The sequence below is a fragment of the Burkholderia sp. BCC1638 genome, from assembly GCF_902833195.1.
GTDB lineage: Bacteria > Pseudomonadota > Gammaproteobacteria > Burkholderiales > Burkholderiaceae > Burkholderia > Burkholderia diffusa.
Genome location: NZ_CADFEC010000002.1, coordinates 211183 through 234723, shown reverse-complemented (window position 1 = coordinate 234723; position 23541 = coordinate 211183). Strand labels below are relative to the sequence as shown.

Here is a 23541-nt window from a genome sequence, read left to right as displayed (position 1 = left end):
GTGCGCGACGCACCGCGATCCGGCCGGGTGAAACGATGCGGGACGCCATGCACGCGGCACGGCGTCCCGCGTGGCCCGCATCAGAACGAATAGATGAACTGCGTCGCGAGCAGATCGTTGGACTTGCCGTACGAACCGTCGTTGCGCAGGAACACCTTGTTGTTCGCCCAGTCGTGCCGGTATTCGACCTTCACGGTGATCTGCTGGGTCGGGTAGAACAGCAGGTCGAGCGCGACGTCCTGGCGCACCGCGCCCTTGCACTCGAAGCCCAGGCCGCCGCCGGCCTTCGACATCGCGAGGCAGTCCGCGTCGACGCCGAAGCCGTTGTTCGGATCCATCCCGTTGCCGTTCAGCGCGATGCCGCCACCGCCGCCGCCGTTCTTCGTGTTGGCGAGCAGGTCGTAGCGCAGCGTCACGCCCATGCGGCCGACCACCGGCGCGTTGAACTTGCGGTGCGCGAGCAGCGACAGACCGTACCACTGCGCGAGCCCGCCGTTGAACGCCGCATGCTGCTGCCGGCCGTAGTCGATTTCGGCGTTGTACTGAACATCGGCGAGCGTGTAGGTCGCGTCGAGTTCGCCGAAGAAGAACGAACCATAGGCGCTCGGTGCCGCGCCGCCCGGGCCGTAGTGCACGACGCCCTGATCGTCGATCGCGCTCGCCAGCGTCTGCCGCCCGATGTTGAACGATCCGCCGATATCGAGCGCGCTCGACCACGTGTAGTCCGCGCGCGCGGTGAAGGTCGGCACCTTGTTGCTCGTGCTGATCGGGTCACCGAGCGCATTGGTGCCCGTCTGCGTGACCGAGCCGTACGTGCGGTACTGCTCGTTGCCGAGGAAGAACTTCCACGCCCAGTTGCCCTTCGTGTAGTTCGCGCCGACGCCGACGTAGCTGCCCGGATCCGAGAAATCGTACAGCAGGTTGTGCGTGAGCGTGAGCATCTGGTTCGACTGCTGCACCTCGTAGCCGCCGAAGCTCGGGATCAAACCGGCGACGAGCGTCGTCGACGCGGTGATCGGCACGTTGACGACCGCCGTGTTCAGCAGGTTGTCGGTGATCGAGCCGCGCGAGTTCTGCAGCAGCGTGATGCCGTTGCCGCGGTTTGGCATCAGCGTGATCTCCGCCGACGGCGCCATCGGGCCGACGCCGAAGGTCTTCTTGATGTCGAGGTAGAGATCGCCGAACGTGCTGTTGAAGTAGTTGTACGCGTTCTCGTGGTTCGCGAACAGGAACGACGACGTGCCGGCCGCGCGGTTGTAGATGTAGGTCGGGTCGATGTAGCCGGTGACCGACAGGCCCGCGAGCGGCCCGGTGTTGGCCGCGTCCGTCAGCGAGTCGACCTTCAGCTGCTGGTTCGCGATCTGCTGCTTCATTTCGCTGACTTCGTCGTTGGTCAGCGTGGCCTGGGCACGGCCGTAGTCCGGCGAGGACGGATCGGCGGCCACCATTGCCGGCTTGGCCGAGGCCGTCGCGCCGGCCTGCGCGACAGATGCGCCGCCCGGCTTCGCGGCGAGCTGCGCCTGCATGGCCTTCATCTGTTTCTGCAGCGCGGCGACCTGCGCCTGCAGTGCCTTGATTTCGGCGGAGGTCGAGTCGGCCAGCGCGATGCCCGGCAACGCGCCGGCCACCAGCAGGCAGATCAGTTTCTTCTTCATTGCGGATTCTCCTTGTCGTGGGCCTGTCAATGTGTGATCGGTTCGCGCGCCGAATCGTGCGGCGCGCGGGTCTTGTTATCGATGGAAAGGAAGAGGGAAGTCAGGCCGCCGCGAACGCCGCCTTCAAGTCGGCCACCCGGCGCCGTTCGCGCGCGATCATCATCTGGTTCACGACGATCACGCCGATCGTCACCGCCGTGATGAACAGCGTCGCCAGCGCGTTCATCTCCGGGTTCAGCCCAAGCCGCACGCGCGAGAACACCACCAGCGGCAGCGTCGTCGAGCCCGGCCCCGACAGGAACGCCGACAGCACCAGATCGTCGATCGACAGCGTGAACGACAGCAGCCAGCCCGACAGCAGCGCCTGCGAGATCAGCGGCAGCGTCACCACGAAGAACACCTTCAGCGGCGTCGCGCCCAGATCGAGCGCGGCTTCCTCCAGCGACTTGTTCATCTCCTTGACGCGCGACTGCACGATGATCGCCACGTACGACACGCACAGCATCACGTGGCCGATCCAGATCGTCACCATCCCGCGACCCTTCGGCCAGCCGAACATCTGCTCCAGCGCCACGAACAGCAGCAGCAGCGAGATCCCCTGGATCACCTCCGGAATCACCAGCGGCGCGTTGATCATCCCCGTGTACAGCGTGAAGCCCTTGAAGCGGCCGAAGCGCGCGAGCACGAAGCCCGCCCACGTGCCGATCGCGACCGACGCGGTGGCCGTCAACAGGCCGATCTTCAGCGACAGCCACGCGGCCGTGAGCAGCTCGTCGTCCTGCCACAGCGCCGCGTACCACTTCAGCGAGAAGCCCGACCACACCGTCACCAGCTTCGACTCGTTGAACGAGTACACGACCAGGCTGATGATCGGGATGTACAGGAACAGGAAGCCGAAGGCGAGAACGCCCGTCGACAGTGGTTTGCTCGGCTTGATCATTTCGCTTCCTCCAGTTCCTTGACCTGGTAGTACTGGAACAGCGCCATCGGCACCAGCAACAGCAGCACCATCGCGACCGTCACCGCGGACGCCATCGGCCAGTCCATGTTGTTGAAGAACTCGTCCCACATCACGCGACCGATCATCAGCGTGTCGGCGCCGCCGAGCAGTTCCGGAATCACGTATTCGCCGACCGCCGGAATGAACACCAGCAGGCTGCCGGCAATGATCCCGTTCTTCGACAGCGGCAGCGTGATGCGCGTGAACGCGACCCACGGCTTGGCGCCCAGGTCGTACGCAGCCTCGAGCAGCGTGAGATCCATCTTCACGAGGTGCGCATACAGCGGCATCACCATGAACGGCAGGTACGAATAGACCATCCCGATGTAGACGCCCGCATCGCTGTGATAGAGGCGCAGCGGCGTGTGGATGATGCCCAGTGCGATCAGCGTGTGGTTCAGGAGGCCGTCATCCTTCAGGATGCCGATCCATGCGTACACGCGAATCAGGAACGACGTCCAGAACGGCAGCATCACGGCCATCATCAGCACGTTGCGCCGGCCCGGTTCCGAGCGCGCGATGTAGTACGCCATCGGGTAACCGATCAGCAGACACAGCACCGTCGACACGGCGGCCATCTTCAGCGAGCTGAGGTAGGTCGCGATGTACAGGTCGTCCTGCAGCAGGAACGCGTAGTGCGACAGCTGCAGCGCGAAGTGCACGACGCCGTCCTTGATCTCGACCAGCGACGTGTACGGCGGGATGCCCATCACCTGGTCGGCGAAGCTGATCTTGAACACCAGCACGAACGGCAGCGCGAAGAAGATCGTGAGCCACAGGAACGGCACGCCGATCGCGATGCCGCGGCCCGACGGCAGGAAGCGCGACAGCGCGGCGAAGCGGCTGCGGCGTTTGGCGGCATGTGTGGCAGCGGTGGCGCCGGTCTGGACCGGCGCGGACGGCGTGGAGGCGGAAGTTCTCATCATGTCGCCCTCACTGCGTCAGCACGACGCCGCTGGCCGGCGACCACGACACGAACACGTCGTCGTTCCACGCCGGCGCGCTGTCGTGCATCAGGTGCGAGCTCGACAGGTTCGACACGACCGTCTTGCCGCTCGGCAGACGCACGTGAAACAGCGAGTACGCACCCATGTACGCGATGTCGGTCACCACACCGCGCGCCCAGTTGTGATGCGAGCCGGGTTTTTCGCGGGACACGTGCACGCGTTCCGGACGCACCGAGATGCCGACCGGCATGCCGAGCGGGCCCGTCACGCCGTGGCTCACGTACATGCGTGCCTCGAGGTCGTCGCTCTCGACGAAGATGTGATCGGGTTCGTCCTCGACCACGCGCCCTTCGAACAGGTTCGTCGAGCCGATGAACTCGGCCGAGAAGCGGCTGTTCGGGTATTCGTACACTTCGCCCGGCGTGCCGATCTGCACGATCTTGCCTTCGCTCATCACCGCGAGGCGGCTCGCCATCGTCATCGCTTCTTCCTGGTCGTGCGTGACCATCACGCAGGTCACGTCGACCTTCTCGATGATGTTCACGAGTTCGAGCTGGGTCTTCTGGCGGATCTTCTTGTCGAGCGCGGACATCGGCTCGTCGAGCAGCAGCAGCTTCGGGCGCTTCACCAGCGAGCGGGCGAGCGCGACGCGCTGCTGCTGGCCGCCCGACAGTTGATGCGGCTTGCGCTTCGCGTACTTGCTCATCTGCACGAGCGCGAGCGCGTCGGCCACGCGTTCCTTGATTTCGTTCTTCGGCGTGCCTTCCTGCTTCAGGCCGAACGCGACGTTCGACTCGACCGACATGTGCGGAAACAGCGCGTACGACTGGAACATCATGTTCACCGGCCGGCGGTACGGCGGCAGCGACGCGAGGTCCTCGCCGTCGACGAAGATCTTGCCGGAGGTGGCCGTTTCCAGCCCGGCGAGCATGCGCAAGAGCGTCGACTTGCCGCAGCCCGAGCTGCCGAGTAGTGCGAACAATTCGTTCTTCGCGATCGTCAGGTTGACGTTGTCGACGGCCGTGCTGTCGCCGAACTTCTTCACGACGTTTTCGATGCGCACGAAGGCGTCGTTCTTGGTACGGGCCGTGGCGGCCGGTTGAGTCTGTCGTGCAGCAGCGGAAGAGGGTATCGATTGCATGGGAGTCACCATTCGTTCTTCACGGATTGCGGGCGTGAGCGTCCCCGCGCGAGGCGCGCAACGCGACTCGCGGACAACGGCTCATGCCGGATGGAACAGTGCGCGCGGCGCGCGCGGGCGGACGGCGGTCCGCGTATCTCAGGCGTGCAGGCGTGAAGCGATGCCTGCGCCGCCGTGATGCTTGGCGATCAGTGGCCGGTTTTCAGTTGCGCCCACAGACGGTTCTCGAGGCGCAGGATGTCGGCCGGCATCGGCTTCATCAGCACCATCTTCTTCAGCACGTCTTCGGGCGGATAGACGGTCGGATCCTGCGCGACGGCCGGCGTCACGAACTGGTGCGCGGCCTTGTTCGCGGTCGGGTAGAACACCGTGTTGGTGATCGCGGCGTTGACCTTCGCGTCGGACACGTAGTTGATCCACTTGAGCGCGGCCTCGGGGTGCGGCGCATCCTTCGGGATCACCATCACGTCGAACCACAGCAGGCCGCCTTCCTTCGGATTCGCGAACTTGATGTCGTACGAGCGCTTCGCCTCCGACGAGCGGCGGTGCGCGATGCCAATGTCGCCCGACCAGCCGAGCGCGACGCACACGTCGTTGTTCGCGAGGTCGTTGATGTAGCCGGACGAGTTGAACTGGGTAATGTACGGGCGGACTTTCTTCAGGACTTCGAAGGCAGCCTGATAGTCGCCGGGGTTCTTGCTGTTCGGATCCTTGCCCATGTATTGCAGCGTCGCGGCGAACACGTCGACGGCCTGGTCGAGGAACGACACGCCGCAGCTTTTCAGCTTTTCCATGTTGGCCGGGTCGAACACCAGCGCCCAGCTGTCGACGGGCGCCTTGTCGCCGAGCGCCTTCTTCACCGCCTGCGCGTTGTAGCCGATGCCGTCCGTGCCGTAGGCCCAGGGGACGCCGTACTGGTTGCCCGGGTCGGCATCCGAGATCATCTTCATCAGCAGCGGGTCGAGGTTGGCGAGGTTCGGGATCTTCGACTTGTCGAGCTTCTGGTACACACCGGCCTGGATCTGCTTGGCCATGTAGTTCGAGGTCGGCACGACGATGTCGTAGCCCGAACTGCCCGCCAGCAGCTTCGCCTGCAGCGTGTCGTCGCTGTCGTAGTTGTCGTACTTGACGTGGATGCCCGTCTGCTTCTGGAAATTCGGGATCGTGTCGGGTGCGATGTAGTCGGACCAGTTGTAGACGTTCAGCTCGTCGGCACGCGCCGACGGGCTGGCGACCGACGTGAACGCGGCCGCGGCGGCAAGGGCCGCGACGGAACAGGCTTGGCGAAGAAAGCAGGCACGCATGGTGGAATTCCCCTGGGTTATGGCGGCGTGCGGCGCCCGCCGCACGCCTGTAGGCAAAGTCGTTACGAAAGGCCCAGTTGCTGGGCGGTCGCATCGACGGCCTTCTTCGCCTTCGATACGAGTTCATCGATTTCCTGACGCGAGATCACGAGCGGCGGCGACAGCAGCATCCGGTCGCCGGTCGCTCGCATGATCAGGTTTCCGTTGAAGCAGAAGTCGCGGCAGATCGTGCCGACGTCGCCGCCGTTCGCGAAGCGGCGGCGTTCGGCCGGCGACTCGGCGAGCTGCAGGCTCGCGACCATCCCGTGGCCGTGCACTTCGCCGACGATCGGATGACGCGCGAAGGTTTCGCGCATCAGCGCCTGGAAGTACGGGCCCGTGTCGTGCTTCACGCGCTCGACGATCCCCTCGTCGCGCAGCAGCTTCAGGTTCGCGACCGCCACCGCGGCCGCGACCGGGTGACCCGAGTACGTGAGGCCGTGATTGAATTCACCGTTGTCGATGATCGGGCGCGCGATGCGTTCGTGGATGCCCACCGCGCCCATCGGCACGTAACCCGACGTCAGGCCCTTGGCCATCGTGATCAGATCCGGCTCGAAGCCGAAGTGCTGATGCGCGAACCATTCGCCGGTGCGGCCGAAGCCGCCGATCACTTCGTCGGCGACGAGCAGGATGTCGTACTTGCGGCAGATCCGCTGGATTTCCGGCCAGTAGGTCGACGGCGGGAAGATCACGCCGCCGGCGCCCTGGAACGGCTCGCCGATGAATGCCGCGACGTTTTCCGCGCCGAGTTCGAGGATCTTCGCCTCGAGCTGCTGCGCGCGGGCCAGACCGAATGCTTCGGGCGTTTCGCCAGTCGCGGCTTCGCCGAAGAAATACGGCTGGTCGATATGCACGATGTTCTCGACCTTCGACGGCATCTGCTCGTGCATGTAGCCCATCCCGCCGAGCGTGCCGCCCGCGATCGTCGAGCCGTGGTAGCCGTTCTTGCGCGAGATCACGACCTTCTTCTGCGGCTTGCCCTGCACACGCCAGTACTGGTGCACGAGGCGCAGTACGGTGTCGTTGCCTTCCGAGCCGCTGTTGCAGTAGAAGAAATGATTGAAGCCCGCGGGCGTGACTTCGGCGAGCATCGCCGACAGTTCGATCACCGGCGGGTGCGTGGTCTTGAAGAACGTGTTGTAAAACGGCAGTTCCTGAAGCTGGCGATACGCGGCGTCGGCGAGTTCCTTGCGGCCGTAGCCGACGTTCACGCACCAGAGGCCGGCCATGCCGTCGATGACCTTGTTGCCGTCCGAGTCCCACAGGTAGACGCCATCGGCCTTCACGATCACGCGGCTGCCCGCGCGGTTGAGCGCGCCCATGTCGGAGAACGGGTGGATGTGGTGCGCGGCGTCGAGCGCGCGGTATTCGGCGGTCGAACGCGCCTGCGTCGTGCGCGGTGCGGCGGCCGGCGCGGCCGGCTGGATCCAGGCAGATTCGTTGCGGTAAGTCATGTTTCCTCCGTGATTCCGTATTCGGTCGTGTGCACGCTCAGACGTGCAGCAGCAGATGGCGGCGTTCCCACGAGCTGATCACGCGGAAGAACGCTTCGTATTCGGTTTCCTTCAGCGCGAAATACGCCTTCAGGAACTTGTGGCCGAGAATCTCGCCGAGCGGCTCGCACGCGGCCATCAGCGTGAGCCCTTCCTCGAGGTTACGCGGCAGTTGGTACGGCAGTTCGTAGCCGTCGCTGACGAGCGGTTCGGTCGGCTCCAGCCGCTGCGTCATGCCGAGATAGCCGGCCGCGAGCGTCGCCGCGAGCGCGAGATACGGGTTGCAGTCGACGCCCGGAATCCGGTTCTCGATGCGGCGCGCGGCCGGGCCCGAGTGCGGGATGCGGAAGCCGACCGTGCGGTTGTCGTAGCCCCATTGCACGTTGATCGGCGCGGCCATGAAGCGCGACAGCCGGCGGTACGAGTTGATGTACGGCGCGAAGATCGGCATCAGCGCGGGCGTGTATTTCTGCAGCCCCGCGAGGTAGTTGTAGAACATCGACGTCGCACCGCCGGTTTCCGGCGACGTGAACAGGTTCCGGCCCGTTTCCTCGTCGACGATGCTCTGATGCACGTGCATCGCCGAACCCGGCTCGTTTTCCATCGGCTTCGCCATGAACGTCGCGTACATGTTGTGACGCAGCGCGGCCTCGCGCACCGTGCGCTTGAACAGGAACACCTGGTCGGCGAGCGACAGCGCGTCGCCGTGCATGAAGTTGATCTCCATCTGCGCGGCGCCGACTTCGTGGATCAGCGTGTCGATGTCGAGGTTCTGCGCTTCGCAGTATTCGTAGATGTCCTCGAACAGCGGATCGAACTCGTTGACCGCCTCGATCGAATACGACTGGCGGCCCGTTTCGGGGCGGCCCGTGCGGCCGACCGGCGGACGCAGCGGCAGGTCCGGGTCCTTGTTCATGTCGACCAGGTAGAACTCGAGCTCCGGCGCGACGACCGGCTTCCAGCCCTTCGCCTTGTAGAGGTCGAGCACGCGGCGCAGCACGTAGCGCGGCGAGATCTCGACCGGCGAGCCGTCGAAGTGCACGCAGTCGTGGATCACCTGCGCGGTCGGATCGACGGCCCACGGGATCAGGCGAATGGTCGACGTGTCGGGCACGCACACCATGTCGGGATCGGTCACGCCGGTCAGCGAGCCGTCTTCCGGATACTCGCCGGTGACGGTCTGCACCATCACGGCCTGCGGCAGCCGCATCGATTCGCCGGAAGTGAACTTGTTGCGCGGCGTGATCTTGCCGCGCGCGATGCCGGCCATGTCGGGAATGATCGCTTCGATCTCGGTGATCCGGTGTTGCTTCAGAAAATCTTCGATGTCTTGCATGTCTGTTCTCGTTATGTGGGTCGGCGCGCTCAAGCGAGCGCGGCGGCGGCCGCGGCGCGCGTGCGGGCGTTGCGGTGCGCGCGGCAGGCGTCGCCGAAGGCGCGGAAGATCGCGCTCGACAGCGGGTCGTGCGCATGCCGCCATTCCGGGTGCCATTGCACGGCGAGGGCGAAGGCCGGTGCATCGACGACGCTGACGGCCTCGATCAGGCCGTCCGGCGCGACGGCTTCGACGGCGAGGCCGGAACCGAGCTGCGCGATGCCCTGCTTGTGCAGCGAGTTCACGTGCACGTCGTCGCGGCCGCCGGCGAGCGTATGCAGCACGCCGCCGGGCGTCAGGCGCACGACGTGCGCGGGGCCGTATTGCGTGTCCATCGGCGCGTCGTCGTCCTCGCGGTGATCGGCGAAGCCGGGCACTTCGTGCACGCGCTGATGCAGCGTGCCGCCGCAGACGACGTTCAGCTCCTGGAAGCCGCGGCATACGGCCAGCACGGGCACGCCCGCGACGATCGCCGCGCGCAGCAGCGGCAGCGTCGTCGCGTCGCGTGCGGGATCGTGCTTCGTGCCGGGTGCGCTCGGCTCGCCGCCGTACAGGTGCGGCTCGACGTTCGAATAGCTGCCGGTAAACAACAGGCCGTCGACCGTGGCGAGCACGTCGTCGGTCGACTGGCGATCGCCGAGCGCGGGCAGCACCATCGCGAGCGCGTGCGCGCCGTCGACGATCGCCGCGACGTACTTGTCGCCGACCGTGTGCGACGCATGTGCGCCGATTTGCGTGAGGTCGGCGGTGATGCCGACGAGGGGTTTCCTTTCCATGACGTCAATCAGTTGTCCGTAGGGCCATGACGTGCGTTGCGCGGGAAAATCGTGAAATGCAGGCGCGACACGACCCCGCAGCCTGGCGAAATGCGCAAGGCCACTGGTGAATGGGCGCAACGGGTTCGCATGGCGATCCGCGCTGCGCGCGACGTTCAGGCCGTCGTTCGTTTCGTTGTGCTGCGCGACGCGGCAATGGATGCGCGAACGCGTTCCGTCACCGCGCGGACGGCGCGGCTAACGAGCAGGCAATTGAAACGAACGACGAGAAAAGGAGGAGAGGCGCTATGGCAGCAGCGACGCGACTTCGTCGGTATCGACGGCCACGAACGCGCGTGCGGAAACGGCGTTGTGACGGCGAACGGAACGACGGGACAGGATGGTGTAGATCGACAGATGCAGCAGGCGAGGACTATGCCAGCCGCAACTGCCATCGGAAGCGGGAGCCGCGCTGCGCAAACTTCGCACATCGCCTCGATCCCACCTCACCAGAGGGCCACGGACTCTCACGATTACACTCGACTGGTTTGTTGAAAGTATTGAACACCTGATCGTTTCGGCGCGCGAGGCGTTTAAAATAATCGAGGTGTCGGGCCTGCGTCATTTACATCGAAGGGCATCAATTTTTACGTTGCAGTAACGTTTTTCGGTGCCGATGAATGGCCAATGACGCTGACCTGAGAGCCAGCATATACGAGCCAAAAACGGCGTCAAATGTTTTTTGACGGTCTCATGTCAGGGCTTTCCCGAGGCACTCCGAACAAAAGATTCGCAAATGGAATGATTCGCGGGGTGTTCATTATTTCGAACGCCTTTCAGGGTTTTCCCCGCTGATGCGCGGCATAAAGTGATTAGAATATTCAACGGCTGCGTAATGCCGTTCAACGCATCGTTTCACTTTTTCACCGCACTCCTATCGTGTCCGAAACCGAATCGATGTCCACCGAAGTCGCCGAGCGCCTGCGTTTCGTGCGCAACAAGCATGGCCTGTCGCAGCGCGAACTCGCGAAGCGGGCCGGCGTGACCAACGGCACGATCTCGCTGATCGAACAGGGGCGCGTGAGCCCGTCGGTCGGCTCGCTGAAGAAACTGCTCGAATGCATTCCGATGAGTCTCGCGGAGTTCTTCACGTTCGAACTCGTCGAATCGCGCTCGGTCGTATCGCGCCGTGACGAGATGCCGAACCTCGGCAACGACGCGCTCGCGTTTCATCTCGTCGGCGCGGGCGTGAAGGACCGCAACATGTGCATCATGCGCGAGATCTACCAGCCGCTCGCCGACACGGGGCCCGAGATGCTCGTGCACGCGGGGCACGAGGGCGGCGTGGTCGTGTCGGGCCGGCTCGAGCTCACCGTCGACGGCGCGACGTGGCTGCTCGACCCCGGAGACGGCTACTACTTCGAAAGCCGTTTGCCGCACCGTTTTCGCAATCCCAGCGCGGAACAGCTCTGCGAGGTCGTGTCGGCGAATTCGCCGGCCACCTTCTGACCGCGCATCACCGCATTCGCCGCCGGCAGTGTTGCCGTTGCGCGGCGTGCCGCAGCGCGAATGCCACGACAATTGAGGCATCCTGATGAACAAGTTGACTTTGGCTGACTGGCAGGACAAGGCGGCGTCGCTCACGATCGACGGGCGCGCATTCATCGACGGCGCGTCGCGCGACGCGCACGGCGGCAGGACGTTCGACTGCGTGAGCCCGATCGACGGCCGCGTGCTCGCGAAGGTGGCCGATTGCGGCGAGGCCGACGTGAACGCCGCCGTCGCGGCCGCGCGCCGCGCGTTCGACGCCGGCGTATGGGCCGGACTGAACCCGCGCGCGCGCAAGGCCGTGCTGCTGCGGTGGGCCGCGCTGATGCGCGAGCATCTCGACGAACTGTCGCTGCTCGAGACGCTCGATGCGGGCAAGCCGATCGGCGACACCACGACGGTCGACGTGCCGGGCGCCGCGTATTGCGTCGAGTGGTTCGCCGAAGCGATCGACAAGGTCGGCGGCGAAGTCGCGCCGGCCGACCATCATCTCGTCGGTCTCGTCACGCGCGAGCCGGTCGGCGTGGTGGCGGCCGTCGTGCCGTGGAACTTCCCGATCCTGATGGCTGCATGGAAGTTCGGCCCGGCGCTCGCGGCCGGTAACAGCGTCGTGCTGAAGCCGTCGGAGAAATCGCCGCTGACCGCGATCCGCGTCGCGCAGCTCGCATACGAAGCCGGCATCCCGGCCGGCGTGTTCAACGTCGTGCCGGGCGCGGGCGAGCCGGGCAAGCTGCTCGCGCTGCATCGCGATGTCGACTGCATCGCGTTCACCGGCTCCACCGCGGTCGGCAAGCTGATCATGCAGTACGCCGCGCAGTCGAACCTGAAGCGCGCGTGGCTCGAACTCGGCGGCAAGTCGCCGAACATCGTGCTGCCGGATTGTCCGGACCTCGACCGCGCCGCGCAGGCCGCGGCCGGCGCGATCTTCTACAACATGGGCGAGATGTGCACGGCCGGCTCGCGCCTGCTCGTGCATCGCGACATCAAGGACGCGTTCATCGAGAAGCTGGTCGCGGCCGCGCGCGCGTACGTGCCGGGCAACCCGCTCGATCCGTCGGTATCGATGGGCGCGATCGTCGACGGGATCCAGCTCGAACGCGTGCTCGGCTACATCGATGCCGGGCGCAAGGAGGGCACGCTCGTCACGGGCGGTGCGCGCGTGAAGGAGGACACGGGCGGCTTCTACGTGGAGCCGACGGTGTTCGAGGTGAAGCCCGACGCGAAGATCGCGCGCGAGGAGATCTTCGGCCCGGTGCTGTCGGTGATCGTGTTCGACGATGTCGACGAGGCCGTGCGGATCGCGAACGATACCGAGTACGGCCTGGCGGCGGCGGTGTGGACGTCCAATCTCACGACCGCGCACGACGTGTCGCGCCGGCTGCGGGCGGGCACGGTGTGGGTGAACTGCTACGACGAAGGCGGCGACATGAACTTCCCGTTCGGCGGCTACAAGCAGTCGGGTAATGGCCGCGACAAGTCGCTGCACGCGCTCGAGAAATACACCGAGCTGAAGTCGACGCTGATCCGGCTGCGCTGACGCGGCCGGTGTGCGGGGCGCGGTGCCGACGGGCGCCGCGCCCGCGCGCGTCAGGCCGAGCGCAGTGCCGGGTGGAAGCCCGCGGCTTCGATGATCGACTGCACGCGTTCGGCGCCTTGTGCCGACTCGACCTTGACCGTCTTCGCGGCCACGTCGATGTCGAGCTTCGCGGCGGGGTCCGCTGCCGTCACGGCGCGCGTGATGGCATTGGCACAGCCGCCGCAGGTCATGTCCTGGACTTCGAATTCCATCGTGTTCTCCTGGGTGGATGGGCGATTGAGAAACATGAGCAGCATGAAGCTTGCCATGGTGGGAAGGTCAAGCCCCTGCGATGCGTTCGGCGCCGCATAAGTAATTTGTAAAACTGAAGTCAGACGAATCGCAATCCGCCCGCGTGCGTCAGTCCGAATTTTTCCCGATTGACGCTCGGGTATTGTCGGCGAAATCTGGCGGAGCCTTGCGCGACAAGGTGCATGTCATGTCGGTGATGCACGATGTCCATGCCACCAGTAAGGGTACTTGAAGAGGGAAATGCGAATCGATCTTACTATCGGTTCCCCTCGATATTTCATTTCGTTACCCGTATGAATCGCTTCGCTTTCGGTTTCGCACTGGCCCTGCTGGGCGCATCGGCAACGTCCGCATTCGCTGCCGACGACGTCGTCAACCTGACCCTGAAGGACCACAAGTTTTCGCCCGACGGCGTGACGATTCCGGCCGGCAAGAAGGTGAAGTTCGTCGTGAAGAACCTCGACGCGACGCCCGCGGAATTCGAAAGCGACGATTTCAAGGCAGAGAAGGTCGTGCCGGCCGGCAAGTCGATCGAGATCCTGATCGGGCCGCTGAAGGCCGGCACCTACGAGTTCCACGACGAGTATCACGAAGCGCAGTCGAAAACGCACCTGACCGTCAAATAAGCGGATATCGCCATGCTGTCTACCGCCCTGATCGTCTTTCGTGAAGTGCTCGAGGCCGCGCTGGTGGTTTCGATCGTGATGGCCGCGACGAAGGGCGTGCCGAGGCGCGGCTGGTGGGTCGGCGGCGGGCTCGTCGGCGGCGTGATCGGCGCCGGCCTGATCGCCGCGTTCGCCGACGTGATTTCGCAATGGGCCTCCGGCATGGGGCAGGAAGTCTTCAACGCCGGCGTGATGTTCGTCGCGACGCTGATGCTGGCGTGGCACTGCATCTGGATGAGCCGCCACGGCCGCGAGATGGCGCTGCACATGGGCGAGGTCGGCCGGGCCGTCGCGGCCGGCAGCCGGCCGCTGACGGGGCTCGCGATCGTCGTCGGTGTCGCGGTGCTGCGCGAGGGCTCCGAGGCCGTGCTGTTCCTGTACGGCATCGCGGCGGGCGATCCGGGACAGACGCCGCAGATGATCGTCGGCGGGCTGCTCGGCGTGCTGGGTGGCGCCGGGCTCGGCTACGCGATGTATGCGGGCCTGCTGCAGATTCCGCTCAAGCGCCTGTTCTCCGTCACCAACGCGCTGATCGTGCTGCTCGCGGCGGGGATGGCGAGCCAGTGCGTCGGCTTCCTGCTCGCCGCCGGCCTCGTGCCGTCGTGGGGCGATGCGGTCTGGGATACCTCGTGGCTGCTCAAGGAATCGAGCATCGTCGGCAAGGCGCTGCATACGCTGATCGGCTATACCGCGCGTCCGGCGGGAATCCAGATCGCGGCGTACGTCGTTACGCTGGTCGCGATCGTCGTGCTGGCGCGGCTCGTCGGCCGGCCCCGGACGGTGGTGCCGCCGCCGCGGCCCGTTGCGTGAGCGGGCCGGGGCCGAATGCAGAAAGGGGCGTCATGGACGCCCCTTTTTTCTTGCGTTGATGATGGCGCGCGCGCAGCCGCGCGGCGCGTTCAGCGATGGTTGTCGATCCATGCGCGGGCCCATTCGAGCCCCGCTTCGCGCGCTTCGTCTTCGGTGTCGAACACGCCGAGCACGCCCGACGCTTCGACGAGCCGATTGTTCTGCGTGATCGTGCCGCTCGCCGCGAAGCGTTCGGGCTGCAGGATTTCGTCCTGCTGCAGGATCGAATGGCCCCAGATCTGGTAGCCGTGATAGGTCTGCGCTTCCATTATCGCGTCACCTCCGCGGAACGGCTGCCCGTGCCGACACGCAGCACATTGCCGTCCGGCGTGTATTGCCGCGGGATGTCCGAGAACTTGAGTGCGTGCGGCGTATCGGGCATGGCCGGCTGCATCACCGTGAGCCGGCCCGGCGCGGGCTGCGCGACCGGGCGCGGTGCGGCCGGTGTTTCGACCGTCGCGGCGGTCGGTCGATGTGGCACGGTTTTCACGGCTTGTGCGACGCGGCGCTTGTGCAGCTTGACCGCAGCCTTCGGCTGCACGCTCGCGTGCTTTTCCACGGTCTTGCCGCCCGCGTGCGCGTCGGCACCCGGGCGCGCTGCCGGCGTACGGGCGTCCGGCGTGCGCGCCGCCGGCAACCGTGCCTCGGGCGGGTTCCAGACTTCGACGTAGTGCTCGGCCGCCCAGCCCGTCGACGCGAAGCTCAGCGCCAGCAATCCGCATCCAAACAGTCTTACCATGGTCTCTCCGTCATCTTGCGTGCGGCTCGCGTCGCGTTGCGGTGCCCGGTGAGAAGGCGGCCGCTCATCCGTGCTCGGGGAGCACGTTTCACGAAAATACCTCGAGCCCGTGTTTCTCGACGATCTGCAACATGCGCGCGGCGATACCGCTCGGCCGCTTGTCGCCCTGTTCCCATTGGCGAATCGTCGACGTCGTCGTGTTCAGGTAGAGCGCGAACACGCTCTGGCTGACATTGACCGACTTACGGATGCGTGCGATCGCTTCCGGATCGAACTTCGGCGCCGCTTCGATGCAAAGGACGTCGTATTCGCGCATTGTCGTCTTGTCGATCTGCCGTGCGCGATAGAGACCCGACGCAGCGCTGTGGACCGCCTCCGTCGCGTCGCTCTTGAATCGGCTCTTAGCCATTGCAAATCTCCACCCACTCGTTCAGTGCGACCAGTGTCGCGATGTCGACGTCGGTGCGTCGACCGACATCCGCTGCGAGCTTTTTGAAGGCGCGCAGTTCGTGAGCGTCGATGTTGTCACGGTCGCACTTGGCGAACAGGAACACGAACACCCACGTATGCCCGACCTTGCCCAGCACGATGCCGCGCTGACGATTCCCGTCCAGACGCTTCTTCCAGACGTTGCCTCCAAGTTCGACGCCCTGGCCCCGCGCCAGCTGTCGCACTGCGCGGCACAGTTCGCCATCGGCGATTCCCGCTTTTCCTGCTGCCTTGTGAAACCACTTCGTCTTGAACACGCGTCGTACGGAAGCAGACATGTCGAGCCAGTCAAGTTAGCACAGGATTATATACCACCAAGTGGTATATATTTCGACTTGGCCGAATGGCCTGCTTCACGCGGATACTCAGCCCCGACGGGCCACTGGCCTCCCTCGCGGGAGGCACGCGTCATTCCACCGTCACCGATTTCGCGAGGTTGCGCGGCTTGTCGACGTCGGTGCCGCGCGCGCATGCGGTGTGATACGCGAGCAGCTGCAGCGGCACGACGTGCAGGATCGGCGACAGCTGCCCGTAGTGTTCCGGCATCCGGATCACGTGCAGGCCGTCGTCGTTGACGATCTGCGTGTCGGCATCCGCGAACACGTACAGCTCGCCGCCGCGTGCGCGCACTTCCTGCATGTTCGACTTCAGCTTCTCAAGCAGCGTGTCGTTCGGCGCGACCGTCACGACCGGCATCGCTTCGGTGACGAGCGCGAGCGGCCCGTGCTTCAGCTCACCGGCCGGATACGCCTCGGCATGGATGTACGAGATTTCCTTCAGCTTCAGCGCGCCTTCGAGCGCGATCGGGTAATGCAGCCCGCGGCCGAGGAACAGCGCGTTTTCCTTGCGTGCGAATTCGTCCGACCACGCGATGATCTGCGGCTCGAGCGCGAGCACGCTGTTCAGCGCGGCCGGCAGGTGGCGCAGCTCCTTCAGGAATTGCGCTTCCTGCGCGGCGTCGACGTGCCCGCGCAGCTTGCCGAGCGTCGCGGCCAGCACGAACAGCGCGACGAGCTGCGTCGTGAACGCCTTGGTCGACGCGACGCCGATCTCGGTGCCCGCGTGCGTCAGGAACTGCATCTCGGTGAGGCGCACCATCGCGCTCGTCGCGACGTTGCACACCGCGAGCGTATGCGTGTGGCCGAGCGACTGCGCGTGCTTGAGCGCGGCGAGCGTGTCGGCCGTCTCGCCCGACTGCGAAATCACCAGCACGAGCTGGCGCGGGTTCGGCACCGACTCGCGATAGCGGTATTCGCTCGCGATCTCGACCTGGGTCGGGATCTTCGCGATCGATTCGAGCCAGTACTTCGCGGTGAGGCCCGAGTAGTAGCTCGTGCCGCACGCGAGGATCAAAAGGCTGTCGATGTTCGCGAACGCGGCGGGGGCCGCCTCGCCGAACAGCGTCGCGTCGAACGCTTCGGTTTGCGGCACCGTGTCGCCGATCGCGCGCGGCTGCTCGAAGATTTCCTTCTGCATGAAGTGGCGGTACGGGCCCAGCTCGACCGCGCCGCCGTATGCGCTGACGACGCGGATCTCGCGCTGCGCGAGCGCGCCGTGGCGGTCGACGATCTTCACGCCGTCGAGCGACAGTTCGCACACGTCGCCTTCCTCGAGGAACGTGAAGCGGTCGGTGCTGCCGGCCAGCGCCAGTGCGTCGGATGCGAGGAAGTTCTCGCCGTCGCCGTGGCCGACGACGAGCGGCGAACCCTGGCGCGCACCGACGACGGTGTGCGGCTGGTCCTTGTGCGTCACCGCGATCGCATACGCGCCGTGCAGCTGCTGCACGGCTTCGCGCACGGCCGCGAACAGGTCGCCGCGATACAGGCTGTGCACGAGGTGCGCGATGACTTCGGTGTCGGTCTGCGACACGAACTCGTAGCCCTTCGCGCGCAGCGCTTCGCGCAGCGTCTCGAAGTTCTCGATGATGCCGTTGTGCACGAGCGCGAGCGCGTTCGACGAGAAGATCGGGTGTGCGTTGTGCGTGACGGGCGCGCCGTGCGTCGCCCAGCGCGTGTGCGCGACGCCGGTCGTGCCTTCGAGATGCGATTCCTGCACCTGCGCGTCGAGATCGGCGACGCGCGCGACGCTGCGCGCGCGCTTCGGCGCGCCCGGCTCGAGCACGGCGACGCCGCACGAATCGTAGCCACGGTATTCGAGGCGCCGCAATCCTTCGATCAGCACCGGAACGATATTACGCTGCGCAACTGCGCCGACAATGCCGCACATGAATGGTCAATCCTGTAAGTCGACGCGGGCGCCGTCCGGGCGCCCGCAAAAGGTTCAGCTCTTCTTCTTGACCGGGCGGACGTAGCCGCTCTTCGCGGTCTGCGTCTTCTCGTTCAATGCGAGGACGCCTTCGGCGACGTCCTTCCAGATCGTCGTGCCGGCCGCGATCGTCACGCCGCGGCCGACGCGCACCGGCGCGACGAGCTGCGTGTCGGAGCCGACGAACACGTCGTCCTCGATCACGGTGCGGAACTTGTTCGCGCCGTCGTAGTTGCAGGTGATCGTGCCCGCGCCGATGTTCACGCGCGCGCCGATGTCGGCGTCGCCGATGTAGGTGAGGTGGTTCGCCTTCGAGCCGTGGCCGATCACCGCGTTCTTCACCTCGACGAAGTTGCCGACGTGCGCTTCGTCGGCGAGCTGCGCGCCCGGACGCAGCCGCGCGTACGGGCCGATCACGGTGTTCGCGCCGAGCTCGGCGCCGTCGATGTGCGTGAACGCGTCGATGCGCGTACCCGCGCCGATCGACGCGTTGCGGATCACGCAGTTCGCGCCGATCGTCACGTTGTCGGCGAGCGTCACGTTGCCTTCGAACACGCAGTTCACGTCGATCGACACGTCGCGGCCGCAGCGCAGCGTGCCGCGCACATCGAGCCGCGCCGGATCGGCGAGCGTGACGCCGTCGACGAGCAGCGCATCGGCGACGTTGCGCTGATGGATGCGCTCGAGCTCCGCGAGCTGCGCCTTGCTGTTCACGCCGAGCGTTTCCCATTCCTCGTCGGGCTGCGCCGTGACGATCTCGAAGCCGGCCTCGATCGCGAGCTCGACGACGTCGGTCAGGTAGTACTCGCCCTGCGCGTTCTCGTTCTTCAGCGCGCCGAGCCACATCGACAGCTGCGCCGTGGGCGTGACGATGATGCCGGTGTTGATCTCGGCGATCCTCAGCTGCTCGGGCGACGCGTCCTTCTGCTCGACGATGCGCGTGACGAAACCGGACGCGTCGCGCACGATGCGGCCGTAGCCGGTCGGGTCGTCGAGCGTGACGGTCAGAATTCCGTAGCGGCCGTCGCGCGCGGCGTCGACGAGACGCCGCAGCGTCGACGCGCGGGTGAGCGGCACGTCGCCGTACAGCACCAGCGTCGGCTGCGCGGGATCGAGCAGCGGCAGCGCCTGGCGTACCGCGTGGCCGGTGCCGAGCTGCTCGGCCTGCACCGCGAACTGGACGTCGGGTGCGGCGACGGCGGCCTGGACCTGCTCGGCGCCGTGACCGACGACGACGACGAGCCGCGACGGCTGCAGCGTGCGCGCGGTGGCGATGACGTGGGAGAGGAGCGGCCTGCCGGCCAGGGGATGGAGCACTTTCGGCAGCGCGGAACGCATGCGCTTGCCGGTGCCTGCCGCCAAAATCACGATATTCATGGCGCCAGCTTGTCAGAGGAGTTCGAAGCCGTCCATTTTAGCATGCGGCCCCCGTCGTTCCGGGCCTGTCGCGGCGGGGCGACAGCGCCGGAACGAGGCCGCGGCCCCGGTTCCGGCGGATGTTCAGGCCCTGCTTACAGGTCGTCGAACTGGACGATCGAGATCGGTTTCGCCGAGCCCGGCGCGGCGGTCTCGTCGCCGGACGCGCACGGCTCTTCGTCGAACGCGATGTCGCCCTGCGGATCGGCCTCGCCGGTCGCGCGCAGCGACGCGAACGGGAACTGGGTCGTATCCATCAGGTGCGACGGCACGACGTTCGCGAGCGCGCTGAACATGTTGTCGACGCGGCCCGGGAAGCGCTTGTCCCATTCGCGGATCAGCGCCTTCATTTCCGCGCGCTTCAGGTTCGGCTGGCTGCCGCACAGGTTGCACGGGATGATCGGGAATTCGCGCAACTCGGCGAATTTCTCGAGATCGGTTTCCTTCACGTACGCGAGCGGGCGGATCACGACGTTCCTGCCGTCGTCCGACTGCAGCTTCGGCGGCATTCCCTTCAGCTTGCCGCCGTAGAACATGTTGAGCAGCAGCGTCTGCAGGATGTCGTCGCGGTGGTGGCCGAGCGCGATCTTGGTCGCGCCAAGCTCGCCGGCCACGCGGTACAGGATCCCGCGGCGCAGCCGCGAGCACAGCGAGCAGGTCGTCTTGCCTTCGGGCACGAGCCGCTTGACGATGCTGTAGGTGTCCTGGTTCTCGATGTGGAACGGCACGCCGACCTGCGTCAGGTACTCGGGCAGCACGTGCTCGGGGAAGCCCGGCTGCTTCTGGTCGAGGTTGACCGCGACGATGTCGAAGTCGATCGGCGCGCGCTCGCGCAGGCGCAGCAGCACGTCGAGCATTGCGTAGCTGTCCTTGCCGCCCGACAGGCACACCATCACCTTGTCGCCCTGCTCGATCATGTTGTAGTCGCCGATCGCCTGGCCGACCTGGCGCACGATCCGCTTGAACAGCTTGTTGTTCTCGTACGCTTCCTTCTGCTCGCGGCGCGTCAGCGCGCGGCGGCCGGTGTCGGCGGCGGTGGCTTCGATGGCGGCGCCATCGGCCGCCGTGTCGTTCATGTGGGGGGCGTTCATGCGCGCTCCTCGTCCTTGATGCGAAAGACTTCGACGCCGACGGCGTCGCAGTCCGGATAGGCGTCCGGTTTCTCGGTACAGACGCGTACCGCGCGCACGGCGTCGTGCGCCAGCAGGTTCGCGGCGATCGCGTCGCACAGCGTTTCCTGCAGGTGGATGTGGCCGCGCGCCACGCACTGCGCGACGCTCTGCTTCATCAGGTCGTAGTCGACGACTTCATGCAGCCGGTCGTCGACGGGGGTGGACAGCGCGAGCGGCACGAACAGGTCGACGTTGATGACGACGCGCTGCTCGCCGCGCTTCTCGTGTTCGAAGGCCCCGATGTTGATGTGCACCTCGTAGTCGCGCAGGTAGAGCCTGCGGCAGTCCGCGAGGCGGGGGTGCAGGAGAGCGGAAAACATGGTCGTCCCAGTCAAATTGGCGTGCGCGCACGCAAAGCGGCGCGGGCGGCGGCGATCAGGCCGCGCGATCCGCGCAGTTCATTCATTCGGGCCGGCGGCGTGCGGCACCAGGTGCTCGCCGCCGTCGACGGTCAGCGTCGCGCCCGTGACGCCGGGCGCGCTCGCGAGATAGCAGGCCGCCGCCGCGATGTCGTTCGCGTGCGGCGCATGGCCGCGCACGAGCGCCGCGACGCGCACTTTCGGCGCGAGGGCCAGCGCCAGCGCGGCGGTCGCGCGGTTCAGCGCGGCCTGCATCAGCGCATGCGACAGCTGCGCCGGCGCCGGGTGAAACAGGGCCTGATCCAGCACGTGGATCGCGCACGCGCGCAGCGATTCGTCGTCGCGCGCGGCGTCGGGCGTCGCGTCGGCAAGCGCCCGGGCCAGCGCGAGCGGCGCCGTCACGTTGCGCGCGAGCGCAGCGGCGAGCGATGCGCCGTCCACGGTGTGCGCGTCGTCGGTGCCGGCGCAGGCACTCACGAACACCGCGCAGGCGGGCCGGCCGAGCGCCGCGCCGCACGCGGCGACGAGCGCGGCCGCGTCGGTTTCCAGGGCCAGATCGGCGTCGAGGACGGCTGCACGGCGGCCGTGGGCGGCGACTTCGGCGACGAGCGCGTCGGCGGCGGCGCGCGGCGCGCCGGGGCTGCGCTGCAGCGCGACGTCCCAGCCGCGCTGCGCGAATCCGGTCGCGAGCGCACGACCGAGCGACGCGGCGTCGGCCGCGCTGCCCAGCGCGCCGGCGACGAGCGCGATGCGCGGGGTCGACGTATCGGCTGAAACGGTCATTTACAATGCCGGGATGAACCCGAAAGCTCACGAACCCGCTAGTTTACCTGCTCCCGGCCCTGACGCGCTCGCGCAGTCCGAAACCCTTGCCGCGCAACTGCGCGACGAGATCGCGGCGGCCGGCGGCTGGCTGCCGTTCGACCGCTTCATGGAGCGCGCGCTGTATGCGCCCGGCCTCGGCTATTACAGCGGCGGCGCGCGCAAGTTCGGCCGCCGCGCCGACGACGGCAGCGACTTCGTGACGGCCCCCGAGCTGTCGCCGCTGTTCGCGCAGACGCTCGCGAATCCCGTCGGGCAAGCGCTGGCGGCAAGCGGCACGCGCCGCGTGATGGAGTTCGGCGCGGGCACGGGCAAGCTTGCGGCCGGGCTGCTCGCGGCGCTCGATGCGCTCGGCGTCGAACTCGACGAATACCTGATCGTCGACCTGTCCGGCGAGCTGCGCGAACGGCAGCGCGACACGATCGCGGCGACCGCGCCGACGCTCGCCGCGAAGGTGCGCTGGCTCGACGCGCTGCCCGAGCGCTTCGACGGTGTCGTGGTCGGCAACGAGGTGCTCGATGCGATGCCGGTGCGCCTCTTCGCGAAGGTGGACGGCGCGTGGCTCGAGCGCGGCGTCGCGCTCGACGCGCGGCACGCGTTCGTGTTCGACGACCGGCCCGCCGGCGCGGCCGGCCTGCCGCCGGTGCTCGCGACGCTCGACGTCGACGACGGCTACGTGACCGAGACGCACGAAGCCGCCCTGGCGTTCACGCGTACCGTATGCGCGATGCTCGGGCGCGGCGCGGTGCTGCTGGTCGACTACGGGTTCCCCGCGCACGAGTACTACCATCCGCAGCGCGACCGCGGCACGCTGATGTGCCACTACCGCCACCACGCGCATGACGACGCGTTCCTGTACCCGGGGCTGCAGGACATCACCGCGCACGTCGAATTCACCGGCATCTACGACGCGGGCGTCGCGACCGGCGCGGACCTCCTCGGCTACACGTCGCAGGCGCGTTTCCTGTTGAACGCGGGCATCACCGACGCGCTGGCCGCGATCGATCCGTCCGACATCCACCAGTTCCTGCCGGCCGCGAACGCGGTGCAGAAGCTGATCTCGGAAGCCGAGATGGGCGAGCTGTTCAAGGTGATCGCGTTCTCGCGCGGGATCGACGGCACGCTCGACGCATTCGCGCGCGGCGACCGCTCGCACGCGCTCTGACGGGGAGCCCGGGATGCTGCGCTGGCTGATGGCGTCGTTCGTCGCGGTGATGATCCTGACGCGCTGCTGGCCGTGGCTCGGCAAGGTCGGCATCGGGCGGATGCCGGGCGACGTCACGCTGACGCTCGGCGGGCGGCGCTACCCGTTCCCGTTCATGTCGACGCTGGTGCTGACGATGCTGGTGTCGATGGTGGCGCGGCTGCTCTGAGCCGTACCGAATGCGGCGGCGCGCCGTGACCGCGCCGCGGCGCGCGTGTGAGGGTTCGGCGCGTCACGGTCCGCGCGTCACAGCTCGATTTCGCCGAGGATCCGGTGCGCGAGCGCCTTCGCTTCGTTGAACGCCTCTTCCTCGCTCGGACTCGTCGTGTGGACGTCGTAACGCATGTTTTCCGTCTCGTCGCCGTCGTCCCGGGCGAGGATCACGTAACCCTGGAACTGTCCGTTGGCGGCGTGCTGCGTGTGCGCCTTGGCCGTGTAGATGCCTTTCGTGAACGTGTTCGTGTCCATCGTGC

Annotated in this window: 26 protein-coding genes; 6 read left to right on the top strand and 20 right to left on the bottom strand. The window is 66.5% G+C overall.

Annotation, left to right across the window (positions count from 1 at the left end; translation table 11 throughout):
- Positions 1 to 80: 80 nt before the first annotated feature.
- The 9 genes from HWX22_RS02905 to HWX22_RS31895 all read right to left on the bottom strand — a co-directional run bounded on the left by HWX22_RS02905 (position 81) and on the right by HWX22_RS31895 (position 10201).
- Positions 81 to 1655 carry a DUF3138 family protein gene (locus HWX22_RS02905; RefSeq protein WP_175915012.1) on the bottom strand — a complete coding sequence of 525 codons (1575 nt, stop codon included), beginning with the start codon at positions 1653 to 1655 and terminating at the stop codon, positions 81 to 83.
- A 100-nt stretch (positions 1656 to 1755) separates the two neighbouring features.
- Positions 1756 to 2595, bottom strand: coding sequence for an ABC transporter permease subunit (locus tag HWX22_RS02900; RefSeq protein WP_059819900.1), 840 nt, complete (start codon positions 2593 to 2595; stop codon positions 1756 to 1758).
- On the bottom strand, positions 2592 to 3578 hold the full coding sequence (locus tag HWX22_RS02895) for an ABC transporter permease subunit (RefSeq protein WP_059820002.1): 987 nt from the start codon (positions 3576 to 3578) through the stop codon (positions 2592 to 2594). The genes HWX22_RS02900 and HWX22_RS02895 overlap by 4 nt, the downstream gene beginning before the upstream one ends.
- Positions 3579 to 3588: 10 nt before the next feature.
- On the bottom strand, positions 3589 to 4743 hold the full coding sequence (potA, locus tag HWX22_RS02890; protein ID WP_175915011.1) for a polyamine ABC transporter ATP-binding protein: 1155 nt from the start codon (positions 4741 to 4743) through the stop codon (positions 3589 to 3591).
- 188 nt (positions 4744 to 4931) lie between these two features.
- Positions 4932 to 6047: a polyamine ABC transporter substrate-binding protein gene (locus HWX22_RS02885; protein WP_059819899.1), complete on the bottom strand. Its 1116-nt coding sequence runs from the start codon at positions 6045 to 6047 to the stop codon at positions 4932 to 4934.
- 62 nt (positions 6048 to 6109) lie between these two features.
- On the bottom strand, positions 6110 to 7543 hold the full coding sequence (locus HWX22_RS02880) for an aspartate aminotransferase family protein (RefSeq protein WP_175915010.1): 1434 nt from the start codon (positions 7541 to 7543) through the stop codon (positions 6110 to 6112).
- Positions 7544 to 7580: 37 nt separating this feature from the next.
- Positions 7581 to 8918 (bottom strand): glutamine synthetase family protein, encoded by a 1338-nt coding sequence (locus tag HWX22_RS02875; RefSeq protein ID WP_059819897.1) that lies wholly within the window; start codon positions 8916 to 8918, stop codon positions 7581 to 7583.
- A gap of 29 nt (positions 8919 to 8947) precedes the next feature.
- A complete protein-coding gene (locus HWX22_RS02870) occupies positions 8948 to 9733 on the bottom strand; it encodes a gamma-glutamyl-gamma-aminobutyrate hydrolase family protein (RefSeq protein WP_175910556.1) in 786 nt (261 codons plus the stop codon).
- Between the two features lie 285 nt (positions 9734 to 10018).
- Positions 10019 to 10201: a hypothetical protein gene (locus HWX22_RS31895; protein WP_006402789.1), complete on the bottom strand. Its 183-nt coding sequence runs from the start codon at positions 10199 to 10201 to the stop codon at positions 10019 to 10021.
- A gap of 468 nt (positions 10202 to 10669) precedes the next feature.
- Between HWX22_RS31895 and HWX22_RS02865 the strand changes: the two genes are divergently transcribed.
- Both HWX22_RS02865 and HWX22_RS02860 read left to right on the top strand, forming a co-directional pair.
- Positions 10670 to 11221 carry a cupin domain-containing protein gene (locus HWX22_RS02865; RefSeq protein ID WP_014895828.1) on the top strand — a complete coding sequence of 184 codons (552 nt, stop codon included), beginning with the start codon at positions 10670 to 10672 and terminating at the stop codon, positions 11219 to 11221.
- Positions 11222 to 11306: 85 nt separating this feature from the next.
- Positions 11307 to 12797, top strand: coding sequence for an aldehyde dehydrogenase (locus tag HWX22_RS02860; protein ID WP_175910559.1), 1491 nt, complete (start codon positions 11307 to 11309; stop codon positions 12795 to 12797).
- Positions 12798 to 12847: 50 nt separating this feature from the next.
- Here the strand turns inward: HWX22_RS02860 and HWX22_RS02855 are convergent, their stop codons facing one another.
- Positions 12848 to 13048 (bottom strand): heavy-metal-associated domain-containing protein, encoded by a 201-nt coding sequence (locus HWX22_RS02855; protein ID WP_006754615.1) that lies wholly within the window; start codon positions 13046 to 13048, stop codon positions 12848 to 12850.
- Between the two features lie 333 nt (positions 13049 to 13381).
- Here HWX22_RS02855 and HWX22_RS02845 point away from each other — a divergent pair, with 333 nt between their 5' ends.
- Positions 13382 to 13714: a cupredoxin domain-containing protein gene (locus HWX22_RS02845; protein ID WP_059819894.1), complete on the top strand. Its 333-nt coding sequence runs from the start codon at positions 13382 to 13384 to the stop codon at positions 13712 to 13714.
- A 12-nt stretch (positions 13715 to 13726) separates the two neighbouring features.
- Positions 13727 to 14563 (top strand): FTR1 family protein, encoded by an 837-nt coding sequence (locus HWX22_RS02840; RefSeq protein ID WP_059523855.1) that lies wholly within the window; start codon positions 13727 to 13729, stop codon positions 14561 to 14563.
- Positions 14564 to 14652: 89 nt separating this feature from the next.
- On the opposite strand, the gene HWX22_RS02835 is transcribed toward HWX22_RS02840, so the two are convergent.
- The 9 genes from HWX22_RS02835 to HWX22_RS02795 all read right to left on the bottom strand — a co-directional run bounded on the left by HWX22_RS02835 (position 14653) and on the right by HWX22_RS02795 (position 21825).
- Positions 14653 to 14871 (bottom strand): hypothetical protein, encoded by a 219-nt coding sequence (locus tag HWX22_RS02835; protein WP_059450688.1) that lies wholly within the window; start codon positions 14869 to 14871, stop codon positions 14653 to 14655.
- Positions 14871 to 15341, bottom strand: coding sequence for a hypothetical protein (locus HWX22_RS02830; protein ID WP_175910561.1), 471 nt, complete (start codon positions 15339 to 15341; stop codon positions 14871 to 14873). The genes HWX22_RS02835 and HWX22_RS02830 overlap by 1 nt, the downstream gene beginning before the upstream one ends.
- Before the next feature lie 88 nt (positions 15342 to 15429).
- Complete coding sequence (locus tag HWX22_RS02825) at positions 15430 to 15750, bottom strand: DNA-binding transcriptional regulator (RefSeq protein ID WP_175910563.1); 321 nt, start codon at positions 15748 to 15750, stop codon at positions 15430 to 15432.
- Positions 15743 to 16108, bottom strand: a complete 366-nt coding sequence (locus HWX22_RS02820) for a type II toxin-antitoxin system RelE/ParE family toxin (protein ID WP_175910565.1) — start codon at positions 16106 to 16108, stop codon at positions 15743 to 15745. The genes HWX22_RS02825 and HWX22_RS02820 overlap by 8 nt, the downstream gene beginning before the upstream one ends.
- Positions 16109 to 16238: 130 nt before the next feature.
- Complete coding sequence (glmS, locus tag HWX22_RS02815) at positions 16239 to 18056, bottom strand: glutamine--fructose-6-phosphate transaminase (isomerizing) (protein WP_059819891.1); 1818 nt, start codon at positions 18054 to 18056, stop codon at positions 16239 to 16241.
- A gap of 54 nt (positions 18057 to 18110) precedes the next feature.
- Positions 18111 to 19472: a bifunctional UDP-N-acetylglucosamine diphosphorylase/glucosamine-1-phosphate N-acetyltransferase GlmU gene (glmU, locus tag HWX22_RS02810; RefSeq protein WP_175910567.1), complete on the bottom strand. Its 1362-nt coding sequence runs from the start codon at positions 19470 to 19472 to the stop codon at positions 18111 to 18113.
- 134 nt (positions 19473 to 19606) lie between these two features.
- Positions 19607 to 20602, bottom strand: coding sequence for a tRNA 2-thiocytidine(32) synthetase TtcA (gene ttcA / locus HWX22_RS02805; RefSeq protein ID WP_175910569.1), 996 nt, complete (start codon positions 20600 to 20602; stop codon positions 19607 to 19609).
- Positions 20599 to 21003: a dihydroneopterin aldolase gene (locus HWX22_RS02800; protein WP_059450683.1), complete on the bottom strand. Its 405-nt coding sequence runs from the start codon at positions 21001 to 21003 to the stop codon at positions 20599 to 20601. The genes ttcA and HWX22_RS02800 overlap by 4 nt, the downstream gene beginning before the upstream one ends.
- Before the next feature lie 78 nt (positions 21004 to 21081).
- Positions 21082 to 21825, bottom strand: a complete 744-nt coding sequence (locus tag HWX22_RS02795; protein ID WP_059523870.1) for an SDR family oxidoreductase — start codon at positions 21823 to 21825, stop codon at positions 21082 to 21084.
- A 13-nt stretch (positions 21826 to 21838) separates the two neighbouring features.
- Here HWX22_RS02795 and HWX22_RS02790 point away from each other — a divergent pair, with 13 nt between their 5' ends.
- Positions 21839 to 23029 (top strand): SAM-dependent methyltransferase, encoded by a 1191-nt coding sequence (locus tag HWX22_RS02790; RefSeq protein ID WP_175915009.1) that lies wholly within the window; start codon positions 21839 to 21841, stop codon positions 23027 to 23029.
- Between the two features lie 13 nt (positions 23030 to 23042).
- Positions 23043 to 23237, top strand: coding sequence for a DUF2905 domain-containing protein (locus HWX22_RS02785; protein ID WP_059523874.1), 195 nt, complete (start codon positions 23043 to 23045; stop codon positions 23235 to 23237).
- A gap of 77 nt (positions 23238 to 23314) precedes the next feature.
- Here the strand turns inward: HWX22_RS02785 and HWX22_RS02780 are convergent, their stop codons facing one another.
- Positions 23315 to 23536, bottom strand: coding sequence for a hypothetical protein (locus HWX22_RS02780; protein WP_059523876.1), 222 nt, complete (start codon positions 23534 to 23536; stop codon positions 23315 to 23317).
- Positions 23537 to 23541: the final 5 nt, after the last annotated feature.